This is a genomic window from Polaromonas sp. P3_B4 (assembly GCF_056402835.1).
Genome location: NZ_JBFUGQ010000001.1, coordinates 1282159 through 1301602 on the forward strand (window position 1 = coordinate 1282159; position 19444 = coordinate 1301602).

A 19444-nucleotide genomic window follows, 5' to 3' on the forward strand; every position below is an offset into this window, starting at 1 on the left:
ACCTCACCATTTTTTTGACATGCGTAAAAAATCTTCCACCCCGAATCGCGGTTTTCGCGTCGCCGATCAGATCCAGCGCGATCTGACGGAGCTGATCGCGCGCGAACTCAAAGACCCCCGGGTCGGGATGGTGACCGTGCAGGCCGTCGAGGTGACGGCCGACTATGCGCATGCGAAAGTGTTTTTCAGTGTGCTTGTCGGTGACCCGAAAGAGTGCGAAGAAGCGCTCAACCAGGCCGCCGGTTTCCTTCGCAATGGCCTCTTCAAGCGGTTGATGACGCACACCGTGCCGACGCTGCATTTCCACTTCGACCGCACGACCGAACGTGCGGCCGACATGAACGCCTTGATTGCCAAGGCGGTTTCCTCCCGCGCGCAAGACGACTGAGTTCGCGCCGTTCCCCTTGATGACAGGTTCAGGGACAACGGTGCCAACGACGCGCCCGGGCCAGCCCGTGCGTTGAGCCTGTCGGAAACTATGACGCAAACTTCTTCCATCCCTTCGAAGGGCCAGAAAATCCAGCGACGTCCCGTGCACGGCGTGCTGCTGCTCGACAAGCCGCTGGGCCTGTCGAGCAATCAGGCCTTGCAGAAGGCCAAATGGCTGCTGCGCGCCGACAAGGCCGGTCACACAGGCACGCTCGATCCGTTGGCCACCGGCGTGTTGCCGTTGTGTTTTGGCGCGGCCACCAAGTTCAGCCAGATCCAGCTCGACGCCGACAAGACGTACGAAGCGGTGCTGCTGCTGGGCCAGAAAACCACCACGGCCGACGCCGAAGGCGACGTGATTGAGACCCGGCCCGTGCCCGAAATCACGCCGGCCTTGCTGGAGTCACTGACGGAACGTTTCACTGGCCCGCAAGCACAGGTTCCGCCCATGTACTCGGCGCTCAAGAAAGACGGCAAAGCGCTGTATGAGTACGCCCGCAAGGGGCAAGAGGTGGAGCGGGAAGCGCGCAACATCACGATTTTCAAGCTGAATATGGCTGCAACCCAGGACAGTCGTGCGCAAGCAGCTATCAAAATCATAGTGACCTGCAGCAAGGGAACGTACATCCGCACGCTCGGTGAAGACATTGGCGAAGCCATTGGCTGCGGCGCGCATCTCGGATCGCTCAGGCGGCTGGAGACCGGCGGCTACACGGCGCAGCAGTGCGTGACTTTGCCTGCCCTGGAAGCCATGACCGAGCCCGAGCGCGAAGCCTGCCTGCTGCCGGCGCAGTCGCTGGTGTCGGCGTACCCGTCTGTCACATTGGACGCCGACAATGCAGGGCGGTTTTTAAGTGGTTTGCGCCGCCGGGGCGAACCCGGGCAGTGGGGCGCCGATGCGCCGCTGGTGCAGGTCTATGGCACCGAGCCGCCGGCGTTCCTGGGCTCGGCCCATGTCACGGCCGACGAATTGATTCCGCAGCGTTTGCTGAGCCCGATTGAAATACAGGACATTTTGCAAGCCGCCAGAACGCCGGCTGAACGCTCCACACCCGATTTCGCTGCCGCGCCCACAGGCGTTGCGGCTTCTTCTTTCCAACATTAACCCCGTACCGTTTCGAGTCTTCCTGAAAGCCAACCATGAGCCATAACCAAATCCGCAATATCGCCATCATCGCCCACGTTGACCATGGCAAAACCACCATGGTTGACCAGCTGCTGCGTCAGTCCGGCACCTTCGCCGAGCACGAAAAAGTGGTCGACACCGTGATGGACAACAACGCCATCGAAAAAGAACGCGGCATCACCATCCTGGCCAAGAACTGCGCCGTGACCTGGGAAGGCACGCACATCAACATCGTCGACACCCCGGGCCACGCCGACTTCGGCGGTGAAGTGGAGCGCGCGCTGTCCATGGTCGACGGCGTGGTGCTGCTGATCGATGCGCAGGAAGGCCCCATGCCCCAGACGCGCTTCGTGACCAAGAAGGCACTTGCCCTGGGCCTCAAGCCCATCGTGGTGGTCAACAAGGTCGACAAGCCGGGCGCCAACCCCGACAAGGTCATCAACGCCGCTTTCGACCTGTTCGACAAGCTGGGCGCCACCGACGAGCAGCTCGATTTCCCCGTGGTGTACGCCTCCGGCATCAACGGCTGGTCGTCACTCGAAGAAGGCCCGCCGAACGAGCAGTGGGGCCCCGACATGTCGGCGCTCTTCAATACCATCCTCAAGCATGTGCCTGCGCAAAAGGGCGACCCCGCTGCGCCGCTGCAATTGCAGATTTCCGCTCTCGATTTCTCGACCTTCGTCGGCCGCATCGGCGTCGGCCGTATCAGCCAGGGCACGATCAGGCCCATGATGGATGTGGTGGTCATGGAAGGCCCGGACGGCAAGGCCGTCAAAGGCCGCGTCAACCAGGTGCTGACATTCCAGGGCCTGGAACGCGTGCAGGCCACGGAAGCCGGCCCCGGCGAGATCGTGTTGATCAATGGCCTGACCGACATCGGTATCGGCGTGACGATCACCGACCCGACCAACCCCGCGCCGCTGCCCATGCTCAAGGTCGATGAACCGACTCTGACCATGAATTTCTGCGTCAACACCAGCCCTCTGGCCGGCCGCGAAGGCAAGTACGTCACCAGCCGCCAGATCTGGGACCGCCTGCAAAAAGAACTGCAGCACAACGTGGCCCTGCGCGTCAGCGAGACCGACGAAGAAGGCATCTTTGAAGTCATGGGCCGCGGCGAGTTGCACCTGACCATCCTGCTGGAAAACATGCGCCGCGAAGGCTTCGAAATGGCGGTGTCCAAGCCGCGCGTCGTGATGAAGGACGTCAACGGTGAAAAGCACGAGCCTATTGAGCTGGTCACGGCCGACATCGAAGATCAGCACCAGGGTGGCGTGATGCAGGCACTGGGCGAGCGCAAGGGCGAACTGGTGAACATGGAGCCGGACGGCCGAGGCCGTGTGCGCCTTGAGTACCGCATCCCGGCGCGTGGCCTGATCGGCTTTACCAACGAGTTCCTGAACCTGACGCGTGGTTCCGGCCTGATCTCCAACATCTTCGACAGCTACGAAGCGCACAAGGGCGAAATCGGCGGCCGTAAAAACGGTGTGCTGATCTCGATGGACGACGGTGAGATCTTCACCTACGCCCTGGGCAAGCTGGACGACCGCGGCCGCATGTTTGTGCGTGCCAATGACCCGGTGTATGAAGGCATGATCGTCGGCATCCACAGCCGCGACAACGACCTGGTGGTGAACGCCACGCGTACCAAGCAGCTGACCAACTTCCGCGTCAGCGGCAAGGAAGACGCGATCAAGATCACGCCGCCTATCGAACTCACGCTCGAATACGGCGTTGAGTTCATCGAGGACGACGAGCTGGTTGAAATCACGCCCAAGTCGGTTCGCCTGCGCAAGCGCCACCTCAAAGAGAGCGATCGCAAGCGCGCAGGCAGGTCTTAATGAGCCCCCACGCTTTTCACTTCGTGTAATGCGCTGCCCCCCGAGGTGGCCGCTGCGCCTGCGGTCCGGCAAAGCCGGTCCCGCGGCCCCTGCTGGAATGGGACAGGGACCCACCGGGTTGCGGGGTGAATCGCTGGAAACCAGGCCGCTGTGTGTGCAAGCTCCAGCGGCCTTTTTAACTTTTTTGTGTACGCATAGCCGCCTGAATTGATAACCAGCCTATGAAACTCACGCATTCCAAAGCTGTTTTTTTGATGATCTTCGTGACCATGATGTGGTCGATTGCGGGTGTGGTCACGCGTCACCTCGAATCGGCCCGCAGTTTTGAAGTCACGTTCTGGCGCAGCTTTTTCACCGTGGTCTCTTTGCTGGTGATCTTGCCGCTGTGGCAGGGCAGGGCGGTGTTCACCAAAATCCGCAACGGCGGCTCGGCACTCTGGATTTCCGGCTTTTGCTGGAGCGTGATGTTCACGGCTTTCATGGTGGCGCTGACGCTCACCACGGTGGCCAATGTGCTGGTGACGATGGCGGTCAGCCCCTTCATCACGGCTTTGCTGGCGCGCGCGTTTATCGGTCACCGCATTCCCGGCCGCACCTGGCTGGCCATTGCCATGGCGGGCGCCGGTATTGCGTGGATGTACGGCGGGCAGATGGACCTTTCCAGTCACCTGGGCGGCACGCTGGTAGCCCTGATGGTGCCGCTGGCGAGCGCCAGCAACTGGACGGTGGTGCAGCACAGCCGTGCCCACGGCAAGAACATCGACCTGGTGCCTGCCGTGCTGGTGGGGGCGGTGATCTCATCGTTGGCCACCTTGCCCTTGTCGTTCCCGTTTTCCGCCACGCCACATGACGTCGGCCTGCTGGCCTTGCTGGGCCTGGTTCAGTTGGCCATCCCGTGCGTGCTGTCGGTGATGTGCGCCGGCGTTCTCAAGGCGCCGGAAGTCGCCCTGCTGGCGCTGCTGGAAGTGATTTTTGGTATTTTGCTGGCCTGGTTCGGCGCGGGTGAGGTGCCCGGCGCGAGCGTGCTGACAGGCGGCGCGCTGGTTATAGGTGCGCTGGTGGTCAATGAACTGGTCGGATGGAGGCAGCGGGCATGAATACTGTCAGTGGAAACGATGTGCTGGTCGAGCGTCGCGGCAGCGCCGGGCTCATCACCCTGAACCGTCCCAAGGCGCTCAATGCGTTGTCGCTGGCCATGATCCGCGACCTGTCCGCCGCCTTGCTGGACTGGCGCGACGACCCTGAGGTTCATGTGGTGGCGATACGCGGCACCAACAAAAAGGGCCAGCCCGGCACGCCCGAGAGCCTCTTCGGCGGTTTTTGCGCGGGCGGCGACATCCGCTTTTTCCATCAGGCGGTGTTCGCGGGCGATTCCGCGCTGGAGGACTTCTTCACCGAGGAATACGCGCTCAACCACTTGATCCACAACTATCCCAAGCCCTACATCGCCTTTATGGACGGCGTGGTCATGGGCGGCGGTATGGGAATCAGCCAGGGCGCCAAGGTGCGCGTCGTCACCGAGCACACCAAAATGGCCATGCCGGAAACAAACATCGGCCTGTTTCCGGACGTCGGCGGTGGCTACTTCCTGAGCCGCTGCCCGGGCCACGCCGGCGAGTACCTGGCACTCACGGGTGACGTGATCGGTGCAGATGAAGCCATCGGCTACGGTCTGGCGGACGTCAAGCTGGAAGCCGCCCGCCTGCCGGCACTTTGGGAAGCCCTGGGCGGCCGGGCTTTCGCATCAGCCGCTGGGGCTAAGCAGTGGATTGCTACTGAATTGATAGCTGGTAGCGCCCGTCCTGTTTCGGTTAGCGGCCATCTTGATGCCTATTTTTCACTGGCACGGGTCAAACACATCGTGGATGCGCTGGAAGCTTCAACCGACCCTTGGGCGCTGAAGACCGCCGCCACGCTGCGCAAACGTTCACCGCTGATGCTGCATGTGACACTGGAGCAAATCCGCCGCGCCCGCACCATGACATTGGCCGACGACCTGCGCATGGAGCGCGACATGGTGTACCAATGCTTTCACCTGCGTCCCGGCGCAGCCAGCGAAACGGTAGAAGGCATACGCGCGCTGGCCGTTGACAAGGACTACAAGCCGCAGTGGATGCCCGCGCGCATCGAAGACGTGAAGCCGGAAATGACCCAGGCTTTTTTCGCCAGCCCCTGGACGGCGGACGAACACCCGCTGCGCGGGCTCTGAGTCGTTTGCTCAGGGACGGGCGACGCGCCAGGCATTCATGACGTTGTCGCCGGTCTTGTCCCCGGGCTTGGCGTCCTTGACCCAGTAGTACAGCGGCTTGCCCTTTATCGCCCACTGCCGGCTGCCATCATCACGGGTGATGATGGTGTAGTCGCCCAGCGGCTGGGCTGTCGCAGTGGGCACCAGGGGCGGCCAGTTGGCCGCGCATTGGCTATTACAGACCGACTTGCCGCTACCGGCGGTGTCGCGGTCGAAGGTGTAAAGCGTCATGCCGTTGGGCCCGACCAGCACGCCATCGGCGACGGTGGCGGGATGTTTTGATGTCGTGGAGGCGCAGCCGCCCAGCAGGGCGGCGGTCAACAAGGCGGTCGTCAGGAATTTCATGGAAAAGCTCCGGTGAATAACAGCGGATGGCTGCACAAGCATAAACACCGGCAGACCCGGGCTTACTCGAAACATACTTCCACGATTCCCGGAGAAGGGCAAGCGGCGGACGCCGCGTTTTGGAGCAAGCCCTAGCGGTTGCGGGACTTCATCGCGCGCTCGACCTCGCGCTTGCCTTCACGGTCCTTGATGGTGTCGCGCTTGTCGTGCTCACCCTTGCCCTTGGCCAGGCCGATCTCGCATTTCACCTTGCCGGCTTTCCAGTGCATGTTCAGCGGCACCAGCGTGAAACCTTTTTGCTCGACCTTTCCGATCAGGCGGCGGATCTCTTCCTTGTGCATCAACAGCTTCTTGGTGCGCACCGAGTCGGGACGCACATGAGTGGACGCCGTGCCCAGCGGGTTGATCTGGCAGCCGATGATGAAGAGTTCGCCGTTGCGAATAACGACATAGCCGTCGGTAAGCTGGACCTTGCCTTCGCGCAGGGACTTCACTTCCCAGCCTTCAAGCACCATGCCCGCCTCAAAGCGCTCTTCAATCTGGTAATTGAAAAGCGCCTTTTTATTGTCGGCAATGCGCACGGCGGCCGCCGCTGCCTTGGGTGAGAGATTGGCAGAGGGCGTTGCGGCCGTTTTTTTGGAGGAGGATGCTTCTTTGGTGGCCATGGATAAAAGGTAAGGGCGAAATCTGAAAAGTACAGTGCCCGCGAAGTGGCTAATACAATTGCGCCCAGCCCTCGATTGTATGAAAACCGTTCACAAGTCCGTTTTAATCTGGTACAGCGCCGCCGAAATGTTTGGGCTGGTCACTGATGTCGCCAGGTATCCCGAGTTTCTCCCATGGTGTGACCAGGCCGCTGTGCTGGAGGAAGACGCGCGCGGCATGACAGCGAAGGTCGGCATCTCGCTGGCCGGGCTGACGCAAAGCTTCACCACCCGCAACACACACGAAAAAAACCGGAAGGTCAGCCTGAAACTGGTCGACGGCCCGTTTTCAAAGCTCGACGGCCACTGGGATTTCACGCCTGTCGGCAAGGCCGATGAAAGAGCCTGCAAGGTGGATTTCACGCTGCGTTATGACTTTGACAATGCCGCGCTGGCGGCGCTGGTCGGTCCCGTCTTCGAAAAAATAGCGGGAAGCCTGGTGGATGCCTTTGTCAAAAGGGCTGAAGACGTTTATGGCGAAGCCTGAGGGCGGCGCGCCGCTCAAAGTCACCTTGGTCTATTCAGCGGCGCCGCGGCAGGTTCGCGAGTGGGTGCTGGAGCTGGCGGCGGGCACAACGGTGGCGCAGGCGCTTGCTGCGGCCGGGCTTTTTGATGAATTCCCGGAGTTGCGGCAGGGCGGCCACCCGGTCGTCGGTATCTGGGGCCGTAAAACCACCCTGGGGCATGCGCTGCATGACCATGACAGGGTTGAGGTCTACCGCGGTCTTCGGGTGGATCCAAAGGTTGCGCGCCGCGAACGTTTCAGCCGGCAGGGCGCCAAAAGCGCCGGGCTGTTCGCTAAAAAAAGAGCGGGGGCGAAAGCCGGATATTAGCCGTGGCCGCCAGCGATGTTTGGCGAACATCGCAGAAGCTGCTTGTTATTTGCAGCTGCTATCAATGGCTTCCTGGACGCGCTTGACTTCGGCTGCGCGCTTCGTATCGTCCATAGCTTCCCGTTCACCTTTGCCATTGACGGCAGTGATGCGTACGCCCGATTGCAATGTCGCCATGTTGCGCTTTGCATTGTCACAATTTTCGGCCTTGGCTTTGGCTATTTTCTCTTCCTCGGCCTTCTTCTTGGCGGCTTCTTCTGTCTCAGCCTGCTTCTTCTTGGCCTCAAGGTCCTTGTCCTTGCCGGACAACAGCTTGGGCGCACTGGCTTTACCGGCGGGCGCAGACGCTGCCGGGGCAGCCGGATCGGCTGCACTTGGGGCGGGATCAGGGGCCGCTGCCGTTCGCGCCATGCCACCCGGTCGCTTCAGGATGTTTTTTTCCAGGATTTCGGCGGGCGGCGAACGGTCGCTGTAGACCTTGCGGCCATCTTTGTCGATCCACTGCCATTGGGCGAACGCTGTCAGCGAAAATGACCCGCAGGCGAGCGCCAGCAGGAGGGGGCGAAAAACGGATTTGAAGTGCATTTCACCAGTGTAGCGCCGTGCCGTCCGGTTTTCTTGCGGCTGAAGGGTAAAGCGGCTTTTTTACAACCACTTGGCACACAGGGGCGAAGGCCGTGAAGGGATGCTAGGGGTAAGTACCGACGGCGTGTGACGACAAGGGTACAATCGTGTTTTTGGAGCCATCCCTATGCGCCTACTCGGCAAAGCGCTCACCTTCGACGACGTATTGTTGGTGCCAGCGTTCTCCCAGGTCCTGCCCAAGGACACTTCACTTTCCACCCAGTTCTCCCGAAATATCCGCCTGAATCTGCCGCTTGTGTCGGCAGCGATGGATACGGTCACCGAAGCCCGGCTTGCCATTGCCATTGCGCAGGAAGGCGGCATAGGTATTGTTCACAAAAACCTGACGCCCCAGCAGCAGGCCGCCGAGGTTGCAAAGGTCAAGCGCTACGAGAGCGGTGTGCTGCGCGATCCGGTGGTCATCACCCCCACGCATACTGTGCGCCAGGTCATGGCACTCAGCGAGCAACTCGGCATTTCCGGCTTTCCCGTGATTGATGGGGGCAAGGTCGTCGGCATCGTCACGGGGCGCGACATGCGCTTCGAATCCCGCATGGATGTGCCGGTCAGCACCATCATGACACCGCGCGAGCGCCTGATCACCATTTCTGAAACCGCTTCATTGGCCGACGCCAAGGCCTTGTTGAACAAACACCGCCTCGAGCGTGTGCTGCTGATCAACGACGATTTCGAGCTCAAGGGCCTGATCACCGTCAAGGACATCACCAAACAGACAACCTTTCCGAATGCCGCGCGTGACTTGCACGGCAAGCTGCGCGTGGGTGCCGCTGTCGGGGTGGGTGAGGGTACCGAAGAACGCGTCGAGGCGCTGGTCAAAGCCGGCGTCGACGCCATTGTGGTGGACACCGCCCACGGCCACAGCAAAGGCGTGCTCGACCGGGTCCGCTGGGTCAAGCAGAACTACCCCAAAGTTGATGTGATTGGCGGCAACATCGCCACCGGCGCTGCGGCGCTGGCACTGGTGGAAGCCGGCGCCGACGGCGTCAAGGTCGGCATCGGCCCCGGCAGCATCTGCACCACCCGCATCGTTGCGGGTGTGGGCGTGCCGCAGATCATGGCCATCGACAACGTCGCCACGGCTTTGCGCGGCACCGGCGTTCCGTTGATCGGAGACGGCGGCATCCGCTACAGCGGCGATATCGCCAAGGCCATCGCGGCGGGCGCCAACACGGTGATGATGGGTGGCATGTTCGCCGGCACCGAAGAAGCGCCGGGTGAAGTGATCCTGTTCCAGGGCCGCAGCTACAAGAGCTACCGCGGCATGGGCAGCATTGGCGCCATGCAGCAAGGCAGCGCAGACCGTTATTTCCAGGAGTCCAGCACCGGCAACCCGAACGCCGACAAGCTGGTCCCCGAAGGCATTGAAGGCCGCGTGCCCTACAAGGGCTCCATGGTCGCCATCGTGTTCCAGATGGCCGGCGGTCTGCGGGCCAGCATGGGCTACTGCGGTTGCCCCACCATCGAGGACATGCGAGACAAGGCCGAGTTCGTGGAGATCACCTCCGCCGGCATCCGCGAAAGCCATGTCCACGACGTGCAGATTACCAAGGAAGCGCCGAACTACCGGGCTGATTGAGCCTGAAAGCGGCCTGAGGCGTCTGATGAACCAGACGCCTTTTTCTTTTTTTGCCTTGGAGTAACACCCTCATGCAGCACCAGAAAATACTCATTCTTGATTTCGGCTCCCAGGTCACCCAGCTGATCGCCCGCCGCGTGCGCGACGCCCATGTATTTTGCGAAGTTCATCCCTGTGACGTCAGCGACGACTGGGTTCGCGAATACGCCAAAGACGGCACGCTCAAGGGCATCATCCTGTCCGGCAGCCACGCCAGCATCTACGAAGAAACCACCGACAAGGCGCCGCAAGCGGTGTTTGAATTGGGCTTGCCGGTGCTGGGCATCTGCTACGGCATGCAGGCCATGGCGCACCAGCTGGGCGGCAAGGTCGAAGGCGGCCACAAACGCGAGTTTGGCTCCGCCGACGTGCGGGCCCGCGGCCACACCGCCCTGCTCAAGGATATCGCCGACTACACCACGCCCGAAGGCCAGGGCATGCTCGACGTCTGGATGAGCCACGGCGACAAGGTCACCGAAATGCCGCCGGGCTTCAAGCTCATGGCCTCGACCGATTCCTGCCCCATCGCCGGCATGGCCGATGAAGACCGCCGTTTTTACGCGGTGCAATTTCACCCCGAAGTCACGCACACCAAGCAGGGCAACGCCATCCTCAAACGCTTCGTGCTGGGCATCTGCGGCACCCGCCAGGACTGGGTCATGGGCGATTACATCAGCGAGGCGGTCGAGAAAATCCGCGCGCAAGTGGGTGACGAGGAAGTCATCCTGGGCCTTTCCGGTGGTGTTGACTCCTCAGTGGCTGCGGCGCTGATCCACCGCGCTATCGGCGACCAACTGACCTGCGTGTTCGTCGATCACGGCCTGCTTCGCCTGAACGAGGGCGACATGGTCATGGAGATGTTTGTCGGCAAGCTGCACGCCAACGTGATCCGTGTCGATGCAAGCGACCAGTTCCTCGGCCACCTGGCAGGCGTCAGCGAACCCGAAGCCAAGCGCAAGATTATCGGCCGCGAGTTCGTTGAGGTGTTCAAGGCCGAAGCGGCCCGGCTCAAGGCCGGCACCGGCGGCCACAAGGGCGCCAAATGGCTGGCCCAGGGCACGATTTACCCCGACGTGATCGAATCCGGCGGCGCCAAAAGCAAAAAAGCCGTCACCATCAAGAGCCATCACAACGTCGGCGGCCTGCCTGAGCAATTGGGTCTCAAGCTTCTCGAGCCTTTGCGCGAGTTGTTCAAGGATGAAGTCCGCGAACTGGGCGTCGCTCTCGGGTTGCCGCACGACATGGTGTACCGCCATCCATTTCCCGGCCCCGGCCTGGGCGTGCGCATCCTGGGCGAAGTCAAGAAGGAGTATGCAGACCTCTTGCGCCGTGCCGATGCGATCTTCATCGAAGAGCTGCGCAACTTCAAGGATGCCGCGACGGGTAAAACCTGGTACGACCTCACCAGCCAGGCTTTCACCGTGTTTTTGCCGGTGAAAAGCGTGGGCGTGATGGGCGACGGCCGGACTTACGACTACGTGGTGGCCCTGCGCGCGGTGCAAACCAGCGACTTCATGACGGCCGACTGGGCCGAGCTGCCTTACGCGCTGCTCAAAAAGGTCTCGGGCCGCATCATTAATGAAGTGCGCGGCATCAACCGCGTGACCTACGACGTGAGCAGCAAGCCGCCGGCTACGATTGAGTGGGAATGAGGAGCTGAGACCCATGTCCGGGCAATCCGCATTACCCGGCTTTGATGACACGCCGGCGCCGACGGACCGGCTGTTTTTCGCGCTCTTTCCTGATGCTGAGACCGCCGAGCGTATTGCGCAGTGTGCCCGGCAATTGCGGACAGAACACGGCCTGCATGGTGCACCGCTGAAAACCGGGCGCTTTCACATCACGCTCCACCATCTGGGCGATTACGCGGGCCTGCCCCAAGGCGTTGTCGATATGGCGGGCCAAGCTGCCGCTGCGGTCAAATCGCAGCCGTTCTCTGTCACCTTTGACCGGGCCGCAAGTTTCTCCAGTTCTCCGCGCAACCGGCCTTTTGTCCTGCGCGGTGACGCTGGCCTTGCCGACCTGATGGCGTTCCAGCGGGCGCTGGGCATTGAGATGACCAAGGCCGGGCTGGGGCGCTGGGCGAAACCGGCCTACACGCCCCATGTCACTTTGCTCTATGACGACCGCGCGGTGGCCGAACAAGTGGTCGAGCCCATCACCTGGACGGCCGGCGAGTTTATCCTTGTGCGCAGCCTGATCGGCCAGACGCTGCACGTTCCACTGGCCCGCTGGCCATTGCGCCCCTGAGCCCGCGGTAACAGATTCCGGGGAAATTTCCGGCTGATCAAGCCGCCGCCAAATCCGTTTTTTGGCCTATGCTTCAGCCCATGTACATGCCGCCCCAATTCAAAGGCGACCGCGCAAAGGCTGCGGCGCTGATCCAGGAACACCCCTTTGCCAGCTTGATCAGTGTCGATGACGCTGGTCTTCCGTATGTCACGCATTTGCCCTTGCATCTGGAAGATCGCGGCGATCAGTTGGTGCTGCTGGGCCATGTAGCCAAGCCCAATGCGCACTGGCGCTACCTGCAGGCACGACCGCAGGCCGTGGCCACCTTTCTCGGGCCTCATGCCTACCTGTCGCCCAAGGTCTACCCGGATCTGGCGCGGGTGCCGACCTGGAACTACCTGGCCGTGCATTGCACCGTGCAGGCCACGCTGATCGAAGATCCCCTGGCAAAAGACCGCCTGCTTAAAAAGCTGATTGGCGACCATGAGCCACCTTACGCCGAGCAATGGCGTGGCCTGGGCGAAGAGTTTGCCCACAAAATGCTGGCCGGCATTGTGGCCTTTGAATTGCAGGTGACCGATCTGCAATGCAAGGTCAAGATCAACCAGCACAGGCCCGAGTCCCACGCAGCGATGAAGGCCATTTACGCGGCCGGCAATGAAAACGAGCGCGGCCTGGCCAACTGGATGGCCCGCCTGGGCATGGCCGGCACAAGCAACACGTCAACGGAGGCCTGAAATGCGCGCCATGTTCAGCATCGTGAGCTTGTTGGTCGTGTTGGCCATCGTGGGGTTCCTGGTCAAGAAGCAGCTGGGCAGCCAACTGGCCGGCCCACCGGCGGCCGGCGTGCCTGCAGTCTCTGGCGGCGCCACGCCGCAAGAACAAAGCCGGCAAGTGCAGCAGCAGGTCAAACAGTCCGTGGAAAGCCTGATGCAGCAGCCCCGGCCGTCGCAGGACGACAAGTAATTCAATAAGAAACAGGCTATGGCCCTTGCAGGACGAGCGCAAGCAGCTATGAAAATAATAGCAAATGAATGACATCATCTTCATGCAGCAGGCGCTTGCGCAGGCCCGTCAGGCAGCCGGGTCGGGTGAAGTGCCTGTGGGCGCAGTGGTGGTGCGGCGTGGCGAGATCATTGCCACGGGCCGTAACGCCCCGGTGGACGGGCACGACCCGACAGCACATGCCGAGATCGTGGCGTTGCGTGCGGCGGCCCAGGCGCTGGGTAACTATCGGCTGGACGATTGCGAACTGTTTGTGACGCTGGAACCTTGCGCCATGTGCAGCGGCGCCATGCTGCATGCCCGGCTCAAACGCGTGGTGTTCGGCGCGACCGATCCCAAGACCGGCGCCGCCGGCTCGGTCATCGACCTGTTTTCCGAGTCCCGGCTGAACCACCAGACCCACCTGCAGGGCGGGGTGCTGGCTGCGGAATGCAGCGCACTGCTGCAGGAGTTTTTTCGCCGGCGCAGGGATGAGCAGCGCGAGGCATCACGGCTGGCCCATCCGCTGCGTGACGATGCATTGCGCACGCCCGACGTCGCGTTTGAGGCCCTGCCGGGCTACCCCTGGCAGCCCCGTTATGTGAGCGACCTGCCGGCGCTGCAGGGGCTGCGCATGCATTACCTCGACGAAGGCGACAGTGGGAACAAGGGCGAAGGAGGCGGCCTGACCTTTCTGTGCCTGCACGGCAACCCGGCCTGGAGCTATCTTTATCGCAAGATGATCCCGCCGCTGCTGCAAGCCGGGCACCGCGTTGTTGCCCCGGACATGGTCGGGTTTGGCAAAAGTGACAAGCCCAAGAAGGACAGCTTTCATAGCTTCAGCGCCCATCGCCAGATACTGCTCGAGTTGGTGGAAAAACTGGATCTGCAGAACGTAGTGCTGGTGGTGCAGGATTGGGGCGGCTTGCTGGGCCTGACGCTGCCGATGGCCGCGCAGCATCGCTACAAAGGCCTGCTGGTCATGAACACCATGCTGGGCACCGGGGATGCTCCATTGCCTGCAGGCTTTGTGGCCTGGCGCGAGATGTGCGCCAGGAACCCCGAGTTTGATGTGGCGCGCCTTTTTGCGCGCGGCAACCTGCAGATGAGCCCCGCAGAGTGCGCGGCCTACAACGCGCCGTTCCCGGACAAAGGGCATCGCGCCGCGCTGCGCGCGTTCCCGCCCATGGTGCCGGATGCACCTGATGCTGACGGCGCGGCCATTTCACGCCAGGCGCGCGCCTTCTGGCACAACGACTGGACCGGCCGGACATGGATGGTGGTGGGTGCGCAAGACCCGGTGCTGGGCCCGCCCGTTATGAAAGAACTGCAAGCCCTGATCCGCGGTTGCGGCGAGCCCGTGATGCTGCCGCGGGCCGGCCACTTTGTGCAAGAGCACGGTGAGCCGATTGCGCAGCAAGCCGCGCGTTTTTTCAGCCCGCCAGCTTGAAGACCGGCAAGTGCCAGCCCAGGAAGATAGCGCTCAGCCGCAGCGCTGCCACGGCCACCAGCCCGATACTGAACGCCCAGGAGGGTTTCAGGCCCAGCGTCTTCAGAGCCAGGTACAGCACAATTCCGGCAATCGCCGCGCTGGCATAAATGTCCTGGCGCAGCAGCAGGGGGATCTGGTTGCTGCAGATGTCGCGCATCACGCCGCCGGCCACACCGGTCATGGTGCCCATCAACACCACGATGATGGGCGACAGCCGCGCTGCCTCGGCCAGCTGCGCACCTGAAAGGGCAAACAGGGCCAGGCCGAAGGCATCGGCCACCAGCAGGGCCTGCGCAGGAATCGGCAGGAGCTGCACATAAAGCACTGTGCCCAGTGCCGCCGCGCAGATCACCAGCAGGTAGGTGGGGTCGGCCATCCAGAACACCGGGTGCCGGTTCATTAGCAAGTCCCGCAGGGTGCCTCCGCCGATGGCCGTCAGCGAGGCCAGGACCAGCACGCCCAGCAAATCAAGCTGCAGGCGTCCTGCCGCCAGTGCGCCACTCACTGAAAACACGGCAACGCCGAAGAGGTCAAGCAGGTAAAGGAACATGGTTGACCCGTTTATACCTGCTGCTATCCGCGGCAGGGAAGGGGCGAAGTCCTTCGCGGGATGGGATACTTGCATCCGTGAAAAAACATATCTACATCTATTCCCCTTCCAGCGCGGTGCGCGACAAAGCAGGTTTCAAGCGTGGCGTGAAGCGCCTCGAGTCCCAGGGGCATGAAGTTGAAATCGATACCGACGCACTGGCGCAGCATCAGCGTTTTGCCGGCGACGACGAAACCCGGCTTGCCTCTATTCACCGTGCGGCAGCCAGTGGGGCCGACATCGCCCTGATCTCCCGCGGCGGCTACGGCCTCACCCGCATCCTGCCGAAGATCAACTACAAGGCGGTCGCCAAAGCTGCTGCCGGAGGCACGCGTTTTGTGGGCCTGAGCGACTTCACGGCCTTTCAGATGGCCTTGCTGGCCAAAACCGGCGCGATGACCTGGGCAGGTCCTTCGTTAGATGACTTTGGCGCGGAAGCACCTGACGACATCATGGAAGCCTGCTTTGACGACCTGATCACGGGGCAGGGCGAAGGCACCGGCTGGCAGTTGCCCAAGTCTGCTATGAATTTAATAGCTTCTTCCGCTCGTGGTGCAAAGGCTGGAGCCGGATTCACCATTAAAGACGCAGTATTCTGGGGTGGTAACCTCGCCATCCTGTCTGCGCTGGTGGGAACGCCTTATCTGCCGGCCGTCAAAGGCGGCATCCTGTTTGTTGAGGATGTCGGCGAACACCCTTATCGGGTGGAGCGCATGCTCACGCAGCTGTTGCAAGCCGGCATTCTGGCGCAGCAGAAGGCGATCGTTTTTGGCCAGTTCACCAACTACAAGCTGGCGCCGAATGACAAGGGCTTCAAGCTGGATACCGCCATCGCCTGGCTTCAAGGGCAGGTGAAGGCACACGTGTTGACCGGCCTGCCGTTCGGCCACGTGCCGACCAAGGTGCTGCTGCCGGTGGGCTGCAAAACCACCTTGGTGGTAGAAGACCGGGATGCCTTCCTGCTCTGGGGCCACCAGCACTAACCGGCGTTAAAACGCTGGCCCTGGCTGAGCTTGACTGCCGGCGGCGATGTTCAGGGCAAAAAAAAACCAGCACGAAGCTGGTTTAAAAATAGCCTTGGAGGCCAGGAAGAAAACGGAAAAAACAGGCGGAAAAAGCGAAAAAACTGAAAGCTGGAAGGTCAGGTTGTCAGGGGGCTGGACCGGGAACTGAGGCCGCGCGGCAGCATGCCCTTGAATTTGTCGCTGATACGGCTGACTTTTTCGCGGGCAACTGTTTCGCCATGCATGGCAGCAAGCACCGCCATGATGTCGCCGCGTGTGTACCACAGGCCTTGAACGTCTTGGGCGTAGCGCACGCGGCGCGTGATCTTGGGGTAGTGCTTTTCACCAAACTCGCCAAGCTCATCCAGGATGAATTGGCGGATTTCTTCGGTGCGGTCTTCCAGAACGGAAGCAGTGACTTCACCAGTGCCCAGCAAAGCCATGAAACTGCTTTTCAGATTCGGTTTTAACCAGCGCATGTGTCTCACAACTTTCTACCGGGCATCCGTAGGGTATTTGTTCACGTTCCCGAGGAACGGTTTGTTCTGTTAGATTAAGACTGCGGCGGTTCATTTGCAAGACGTTTTGTGTGAAATGGTTAACGCAAAACAACAAATGAATCAAGGAGTTAGTAACTAGATGTCAAGTCGATTCTGGTATTGAACAGCGTTTAAATCTTTAGACTTACATTAAGTTTCAGCTGTAGACAAAAGTCACCCTTCCACCATTCGCTCAACTTTTCAGCCCCAGCCAGACCCAACATGAACACCACAATGACCGCCTATCCCGCGCATTACATCAACGGACAATGGGTCAAAGCCCAGTCTTCGGAGACCCTTCCTGTCCATGATTCCAGTACCGAAGAGGTGATGGCAACCGTGCCGTCCGGTACGGTCGGGGAAGCAGAAGCTGCGGTATTGGCGGCCCGGGCTGCGTTTGACGGATGGTCTACGTTGCCCGTCGAGACGCGCGCTGCTTACCTGGATAAGGTGGCCGCCGGCATCAAGGCCCGCATCGAAGACCTGGCCGTGGCCATTGCGCGCGAGGTGGGCATGCCCCTGAAGATGGCCCGGGCCGTCCAGGTAGGAGGGCCCGCATGGCACTGGGGAAACTTTGCCAAGGTGGCCCGCCAGTTCGAATGGGAAAAGCAGGTCGGCAACTCGCTCGTGGTACGCGAGCCGATCGGTGTCGTGGGGTGCATCACGCCCTGGAATTTCCCGCTCAGCCAGATCACACTCAAGATCGCCCCCGCCATGGCGGCAGGTTGCACCGTGGTGCTCAAGCCCAGCGAAATCGCCCCGGTCAACGCCATGATCCTGGCTGAAATCATTCATGAGGCCGGCCTGCCGCCCGGTGTGTTCAACCTGGTCAACGGTGTAGGCCCCGTGGTGGGCGAGGTGCTGGCAACGCATCCCGAAGTCGACATGCTGAGCTTTACCGGCTCTACCCGGGCAGGCAAACGTGTGAGCGAACTGGCCAGCCAGTCGGTCAAGCGGGTAGCGCTCGAGCTCGGCGGGAAGTCGGCCAGTGTCATCCTGGAAGATGCAAATTTCGAAGCTGCGGTCAAAGGCACTGTATCGGCCTGCATGCTCAACAGCGGCCAGACCTGTTCGGCCCACACCCGCATGCTGGTGCCGGCCGGGCGCTACGAGGAAGCCAAGGCGCTCGCACAGGCAGCTGTCGCGAAATTCAGTATCGGCCCCAGCCTGGTGGAAACCAGCAAACTCGGACCGCTGGTCAGTGCAGCCCAGCGTGACCGCGTCCTCGGTTTTATCCGAACCGGCATTGAAGAAGGTGCGGATGTGATTGCCGGCGGTGCTGAGGCGCCTGATTTTGCGCAGGGCTATTTTGTCCAACCCACCATCCTGGGGATCAAGGCAACTGACACGCTGGCACAGGAAGAAATTTTCGGCCCGGTCCTGGTCGTTATTTCCTACAACGATGAGGACGAGGCGGTGTCGATTGCCAATAGCACCATTTACGGTCTTGGCGGTGCGGTGTGGGGCGGCACCGACGAACGGGCCATGAAAGTGGCGCGCCGCTTGCGCACGGGACAGGTGGATATCAATGGCGGACCTTTCAACGGTCAGGCGCCGTTTGGTGGCTACAAACAATCGGGTAATGGCCGCGAAAACGGCGTTTATGGTTTTGAAGAATTTCTGGAATTCAAGGCCATTCAGCTAAAAGCCGCCGTGGCTTGAGCCGCCTGGTTCAACGCTGCTGATGGATGGAAGATTAAAACATTTAGTTACAGTTGCGGGTCTTGGCACGCAATTTCTTCTTGTCGTAATCATGCTTATGTTTTAATTGCGCAAGATAGCTACAAGCAGTTACATAGACCCTATGGCAGAAGTCACCGTCGTTTTTGCCGATCTCACCGGAAGCACCGGGGTTTTTGAATCGCTGGGCAATGCCAAGGCAACTCAGGCCATCACACGTTTGACGCAGTGGATAGGCAAGGTCAGCGTGGCCTATCGCGGCCACGTTGTGAAATACCTGGGCGACGGTGTGCTGGTGGTGTTTCCAGACAACGCAGACGCCGTTGACGCCGTAACCGAGCTGCAGCGGGTTCACCGCGACCGTATCCGGAACTGGCCCGAGCACCTCAAGATGCGGCTGCAGCTGGGCGTGGCACGGGGTGAAATTGTCGAGCAGGACGGCGATTGCTTCGGCGACGCCGTCAATGTGGCCTCCCGGTTGAGCGATCTGTCCGGCCCGGACCAGATACTCGCGACCGAAGCCGTCATCGAAAAGCTGCCAGCCGACACACTCGTACGCTCCCGAAATCTTGGCGCCATGGACATTCGTGGCCGCACCGAAGCCTGCCTGGTCCACCGCATCGAATGGCAGGCAGAAGTCATGACCGAATCATTTACCGTACCTTCCAGCCTGACGGCGCACTCGGCCCCGCAGCCCCTGGCTCTGGCGTCGATCGAGTTGTGCTGGCTGGACATCAATACCGAGTTCGCCTCGGGTGAGCTGCCGATTTTCCTGGGGCGAGACCACGACGCGCAATTTGTGGTTCAAGATCCGCGCGTTTCCCGCAGGCACGCCAGAATTGAATGGCGTGCCGGCAAGTTTTACCTTGAAGATGTCAGCAGTTACGGCACCTGGGTGCGATTTTCCGACAGCGCAGCTGTCGTGGCATTGCGCCGACAGGAATGTGTGTTGCTGCAAGAGGGTGAGATTGCTCTGGGCGCTCCCTTTGAAGACTTCACGGTGCCTACCGTCAGTTTCAAGTTTGCTGACGGCAAAGTCCATCTTCAAACAAAATAGCGTCTTTCCGGCAGGGCCGACCAGATTCTGCCTGGCATGCCAACTGCTCATCGCCATGGGCACCTGGCTGCGCTATCCGTA

21 protein-coding genes are annotated in these 19444 nt (G+C 61.2%); 16 read left to right on the forward strand and 5 right to left on the reverse strand.

Annotated features, from left to right (window positions below):
* Positions 1-19 precede the first annotated feature (19 nt).
* The 5 genes from rbfA (at position 20) to AC1DVV_RS06280 (ending at position 5605) form a co-directional block, all read left to right on the forward strand.
* On the forward strand, positions 20-388 hold the full coding sequence (gene rbfA, locus AC1DVV_RS06260; protein WP_457282766.1) for a 30S ribosome-binding factor RbfA: 369 nt from the start codon (positions 20-22) through the stop codon (positions 386-388).
* Between the two features lie 90 nt (positions 389-478).
* Positions 479-1534: a tRNA pseudouridine(55) synthase TruB gene (gene truB / locus AC1DVV_RS06265; RefSeq protein ID WP_477667341.1), complete on the forward strand. Its 1056-nt coding sequence runs from the start codon at positions 479-481 to the stop codon at positions 1532-1534.
* A 35-nt stretch (positions 1535-1569) separates the two neighbouring features.
* Positions 1570-3396, forward strand: a complete 1827-nt coding sequence (gene typA, locus AC1DVV_RS06270; RefSeq protein WP_457282768.1) for a translational GTPase TypA — start codon at positions 1570-1572, stop codon at positions 3394-3396.
* A gap of 221 nt (positions 3397-3617) precedes the next feature.
* Positions 3618-4493: a DMT family transporter gene (locus AC1DVV_RS06275; RefSeq protein ID WP_477667342.1), complete on the forward strand. Its 876-nt coding sequence runs from the start codon at positions 3618-3620 to the stop codon at positions 4491-4493.
* A complete protein-coding gene (locus AC1DVV_RS06280) occupies positions 4490-5605 on the forward strand; it encodes an enoyl-CoA hydratase/isomerase family protein (protein WP_477689121.1) in 1116 nt (371 codons plus the stop codon). The genes AC1DVV_RS06275 and AC1DVV_RS06280 overlap by 4 nt, the downstream gene beginning before the upstream one ends.
* 9 nt (positions 5606-5614) lie before the next feature.
* Here the strand turns inward: AC1DVV_RS06280 and AC1DVV_RS06285 are convergent, their stop codons facing one another.
* Both AC1DVV_RS06285 and smpB read right to left on the reverse strand, forming a co-directional pair.
* The gene (locus AC1DVV_RS06285; protein ID WP_457282771.1) at positions 5615-5989 is read right to left on the reverse strand and encodes a COG4315 family predicted lipoprotein; all 375 of its coding nucleotides are present in this window, start codon (positions 5987-5989) and stop codon (positions 5615-5617) included.
* 131 nt (positions 5990-6120) lie between these two features.
* Entirely contained in the window at positions 6121-6654 is a 534-nt protein-coding gene (smpB, locus tag AC1DVV_RS06290; protein ID WP_457282772.1) for an SsrA-binding protein SmpB, read from the reverse strand.
* Positions 6655-6733: 79 nt separating this feature from the next.
* Here smpB and AC1DVV_RS06295 point away from each other — a divergent pair, with 79 nt between their 5' ends.
* The gene (locus AC1DVV_RS06295; RefSeq protein WP_457282773.1) at positions 6734-7180 is read left to right on the forward strand and encodes a type II toxin-antitoxin system RatA family toxin; all 447 of its coding nucleotides are present in this window, start codon (positions 6734-6736) and stop codon (positions 7178-7180) included.
* Positions 7167-7526: an RnfH family protein gene (locus tag AC1DVV_RS06300; protein WP_457282774.1), complete on the forward strand. Its 360-nt coding sequence runs from the start codon at positions 7167-7169 to the stop codon at positions 7524-7526. The genes AC1DVV_RS06295 and AC1DVV_RS06300 overlap by 14 nt, the downstream gene beginning before the upstream one ends.
* A gap of 45 nt (positions 7527-7571) precedes the next feature.
* Here the strand turns inward: AC1DVV_RS06300 and AC1DVV_RS06305 are convergent, their stop codons facing one another.
* Positions 7572-8111: a DUF4124 domain-containing protein gene (locus tag AC1DVV_RS06305; RefSeq protein ID WP_457282775.1), complete on the reverse strand. Its 540-nt coding sequence runs from the start codon at positions 8109-8111 to the stop codon at positions 7572-7574.
* 166 nt (positions 8112-8277) lie between these two features.
* Here AC1DVV_RS06305 and guaB point away from each other — a divergent pair, with 166 nt between their 5' ends.
* From guaB to tadA, 6 genes are all read left to right on the forward strand, one after another.
* Positions 8278-9747: an IMP dehydrogenase gene (guaB, locus tag AC1DVV_RS06310; protein ID WP_477667345.1), complete on the forward strand. Its 1470-nt coding sequence runs from the start codon at positions 8278-8280 to the stop codon at positions 9745-9747.
* Positions 9748-9818: 71 nt separating this feature from the next.
* Positions 9819-11438 carry a glutamine-hydrolyzing GMP synthase gene (gene guaA / locus AC1DVV_RS06315; protein ID WP_457282777.1) on the forward strand — a complete coding sequence of 540 codons (1620 nt, stop codon included), beginning with the start codon at positions 9819-9821 and terminating at the stop codon, positions 11436-11438.
* 13 nt (positions 11439-11451) lie between these two features.
* Positions 11452-12036 carry a 2'-5' RNA ligase family protein gene (locus tag AC1DVV_RS06320; protein WP_457282778.1) on the forward strand — a complete coding sequence of 195 codons (585 nt, stop codon included), beginning with the start codon at positions 11452-11454 and terminating at the stop codon, positions 12034-12036.
* A gap of 80 nt (positions 12037-12116) precedes the next feature.
* Positions 12117-12755 carry an FMN-binding negative transcriptional regulator gene (locus AC1DVV_RS06325; RefSeq protein ID WP_477667347.1) on the forward strand — a complete coding sequence of 213 codons (639 nt, stop codon included), beginning with the start codon at positions 12117-12119 and terminating at the stop codon, positions 12753-12755.
* A gap of 1 nt (position 12756) precedes the next feature.
* Positions 12757-12984 carry a hypothetical protein gene (locus AC1DVV_RS06330; protein WP_457282780.1) on the forward strand — a complete coding sequence of 76 codons (228 nt, stop codon included), beginning with the start codon at positions 12757-12759 and terminating at the stop codon, positions 12982-12984.
* Between the two features lie 64 nt (positions 12985-13048).
* Positions 13049-14452, forward strand: a complete 1404-nt coding sequence (gene tadA / locus AC1DVV_RS06335) for a tRNA adenosine(34) deaminase TadA (RefSeq protein WP_477689122.1) — start codon at positions 13049-13051, stop codon at positions 14450-14452.
* Here the strand turns inward: tadA and AC1DVV_RS06340 are convergent.
* On the reverse strand, positions 14436-15044 hold the full coding sequence (locus AC1DVV_RS06340) for a trimeric intracellular cation channel family protein (protein ID WP_457282782.1): 609 nt from the start codon (positions 15042-15044) through the stop codon (positions 14436-14438). The two genes, tadA and AC1DVV_RS06340, sit on opposite strands and share 17 nt — an antisense overlap.
* Positions 15045-15121: 77 nt before the next feature.
* On the opposite strand from AC1DVV_RS06340, the gene AC1DVV_RS06345 reads away from it, so the two are divergent.
* Positions 15122-16066, forward strand: coding sequence for an LD-carboxypeptidase (locus AC1DVV_RS06345; RefSeq protein WP_477689123.1), 945 nt, complete (start codon positions 15122-15124; stop codon positions 16064-16066).
* Between the two features lie 158 nt (positions 16067-16224).
* Here AC1DVV_RS06345 and AC1DVV_RS06350 read toward each other — a convergent pair whose 3' ends face one another.
* Complete coding sequence (locus AC1DVV_RS06350) at positions 16225-16530, reverse strand: hypothetical protein (RefSeq protein WP_477660535.1); 306 nt, start codon at positions 16528-16530, stop codon at positions 16225-16227.
* Between the two features lie 318 nt (positions 16531-16848).
* Between AC1DVV_RS06350 and AC1DVV_RS06355 the strand changes: the two genes are divergently transcribed.
* Positions 16849-18288 carry an aldehyde dehydrogenase family protein gene (locus tag AC1DVV_RS06355; protein ID WP_457282785.1) on the forward strand — a complete coding sequence of 480 codons (1440 nt, stop codon included), beginning with the start codon at positions 16849-16851 and terminating at the stop codon, positions 18286-18288.
* 142 nt (positions 18289-18430) lie between these two features.
* The gene (locus AC1DVV_RS06360) at positions 18431-19363 is read left to right on the forward strand and encodes an FHA domain-containing protein (RefSeq protein ID WP_457282786.1); all 933 of its coding nucleotides are present in this window, start codon (positions 18431-18433) and stop codon (positions 19361-19363) included.
* Positions 19364-19444 lie beyond the last annotated feature (81 nt).

What these genes read in the sequence shown, in the direction of transcription:
- rbfA (WP_457282766.1), top strand. Translation starts at nt 20, where the DNA reads ATGCGTAAAAAATCTTCCACCCCGAATCGCGGTTTTCGCGTCGCCGAT.
- truB (WP_477667341.1), top strand. Translation starts at nt 479, where the DNA reads ATGACGCAAACTTCTTCCATCCCTTCGAAGGGCCAGAAAATCCAGCGA.
- typA (WP_457282768.1), top strand. Translation starts at nt 1,570, where the DNA reads ATGAGCCATAACCAAATCCGCAATATCGCCATCATCGCCCACGTTGAC.
- AC1DVV_RS06275 (WP_477667342.1), top strand. Translation starts at nt 3,618, where the DNA reads ATGAAACTCACGCATTCCAAAGCTGTTTTTTTGATGATCTTCGTGACC.
- AC1DVV_RS06280 (WP_477689121.1), top strand. Translation starts at nt 4,490, where the DNA reads ATGAATACTGTCAGTGGAAACGATGTGCTGGTCGAGCGTCGCGGCAGC.
- AC1DVV_RS06285 (WP_457282771.1), bottom strand. Translation starts at nt 5,989, where the DNA reads ATGAAATTCCTGACGACCGCCTTGTTGACCGCCGCCCTGCTGGGCGGC.
- smpB (WP_457282772.1), bottom strand. Translation starts at nt 6,654, where the DNA reads ATGGCCACCAAAGAAGCATCCTCCTCCAAAAAAACGGCCGCAACGCCC.
- AC1DVV_RS06295 (WP_457282773.1), top strand. Translation starts at nt 6,734, where the DNA reads ATGAAAACCGTTCACAAGTCCGTTTTAATCTGGTACAGCGCCGCCGAA.
- AC1DVV_RS06300 (WP_457282774.1), top strand. Translation starts at nt 7,167, where the DNA reads ATGGCGAAGCCTGAGGGCGGCGCGCCGCTCAAAGTCACCTTGGTCTAT.
- AC1DVV_RS06305 (WP_457282775.1), bottom strand. Translation starts at nt 8,111, where the DNA reads ATGCACTTCAAATCCGTTTTTCGCCCCCTCCTGCTGGCGCTCGCCTGC.
- guaB (WP_477667345.1), top strand. Translation starts at nt 8,278, where the DNA reads ATGCGCCTACTCGGCAAAGCGCTCACCTTCGACGACGTATTGTTGGTG.
- guaA (WP_457282777.1), top strand. Translation starts at nt 9,819, where the DNA reads ATGCAGCACCAGAAAATACTCATTCTTGATTTCGGCTCCCAGGTCACC.
- AC1DVV_RS06320 (WP_457282778.1), top strand. Translation starts at nt 11,452, where the DNA reads ATGTCCGGGCAATCCGCATTACCCGGCTTTGATGACACGCCGGCGCCG.
- AC1DVV_RS06325 (WP_477667347.1), top strand. Translation starts at nt 12,117, where the DNA reads ATGTACATGCCGCCCCAATTCAAAGGCGACCGCGCAAAGGCTGCGGCG.
- AC1DVV_RS06330 (WP_457282780.1), top strand. Translation starts at nt 12,757, where the DNA reads ATGCGCGCCATGTTCAGCATCGTGAGCTTGTTGGTCGTGTTGGCCATC.
- tadA (WP_477689122.1), top strand. Translation starts at nt 13,049, where the DNA reads ATGAATGACATCATCTTCATGCAGCAGGCGCTTGCGCAGGCCCGTCAG.
- AC1DVV_RS06340 (WP_457282782.1), bottom strand. Translation starts at nt 15,044, where the DNA reads ATGTTCCTTTACCTGCTTGACCTCTTCGGCGTTGCCGTGTTTTCAGTG.
- AC1DVV_RS06350 (WP_477660535.1), bottom strand. Translation starts at nt 16,530, where the DNA reads ATGGCTTTGCTGGGCACTGGTGAAGTCACTGCTTCCGTTCTGGAAGAC.
- AC1DVV_RS06355 (WP_457282785.1), top strand. Translation starts at nt 16,849, where the DNA reads ATGAACACCACAATGACCGCCTATCCCGCGCATTACATCAACGGACAA.
- AC1DVV_RS06360 (WP_457282786.1), top strand. Translation starts at nt 18,431, where the DNA reads ATGGCAGAAGTCACCGTCGTTTTTGCCGATCTCACCGGAAGCACCGGG.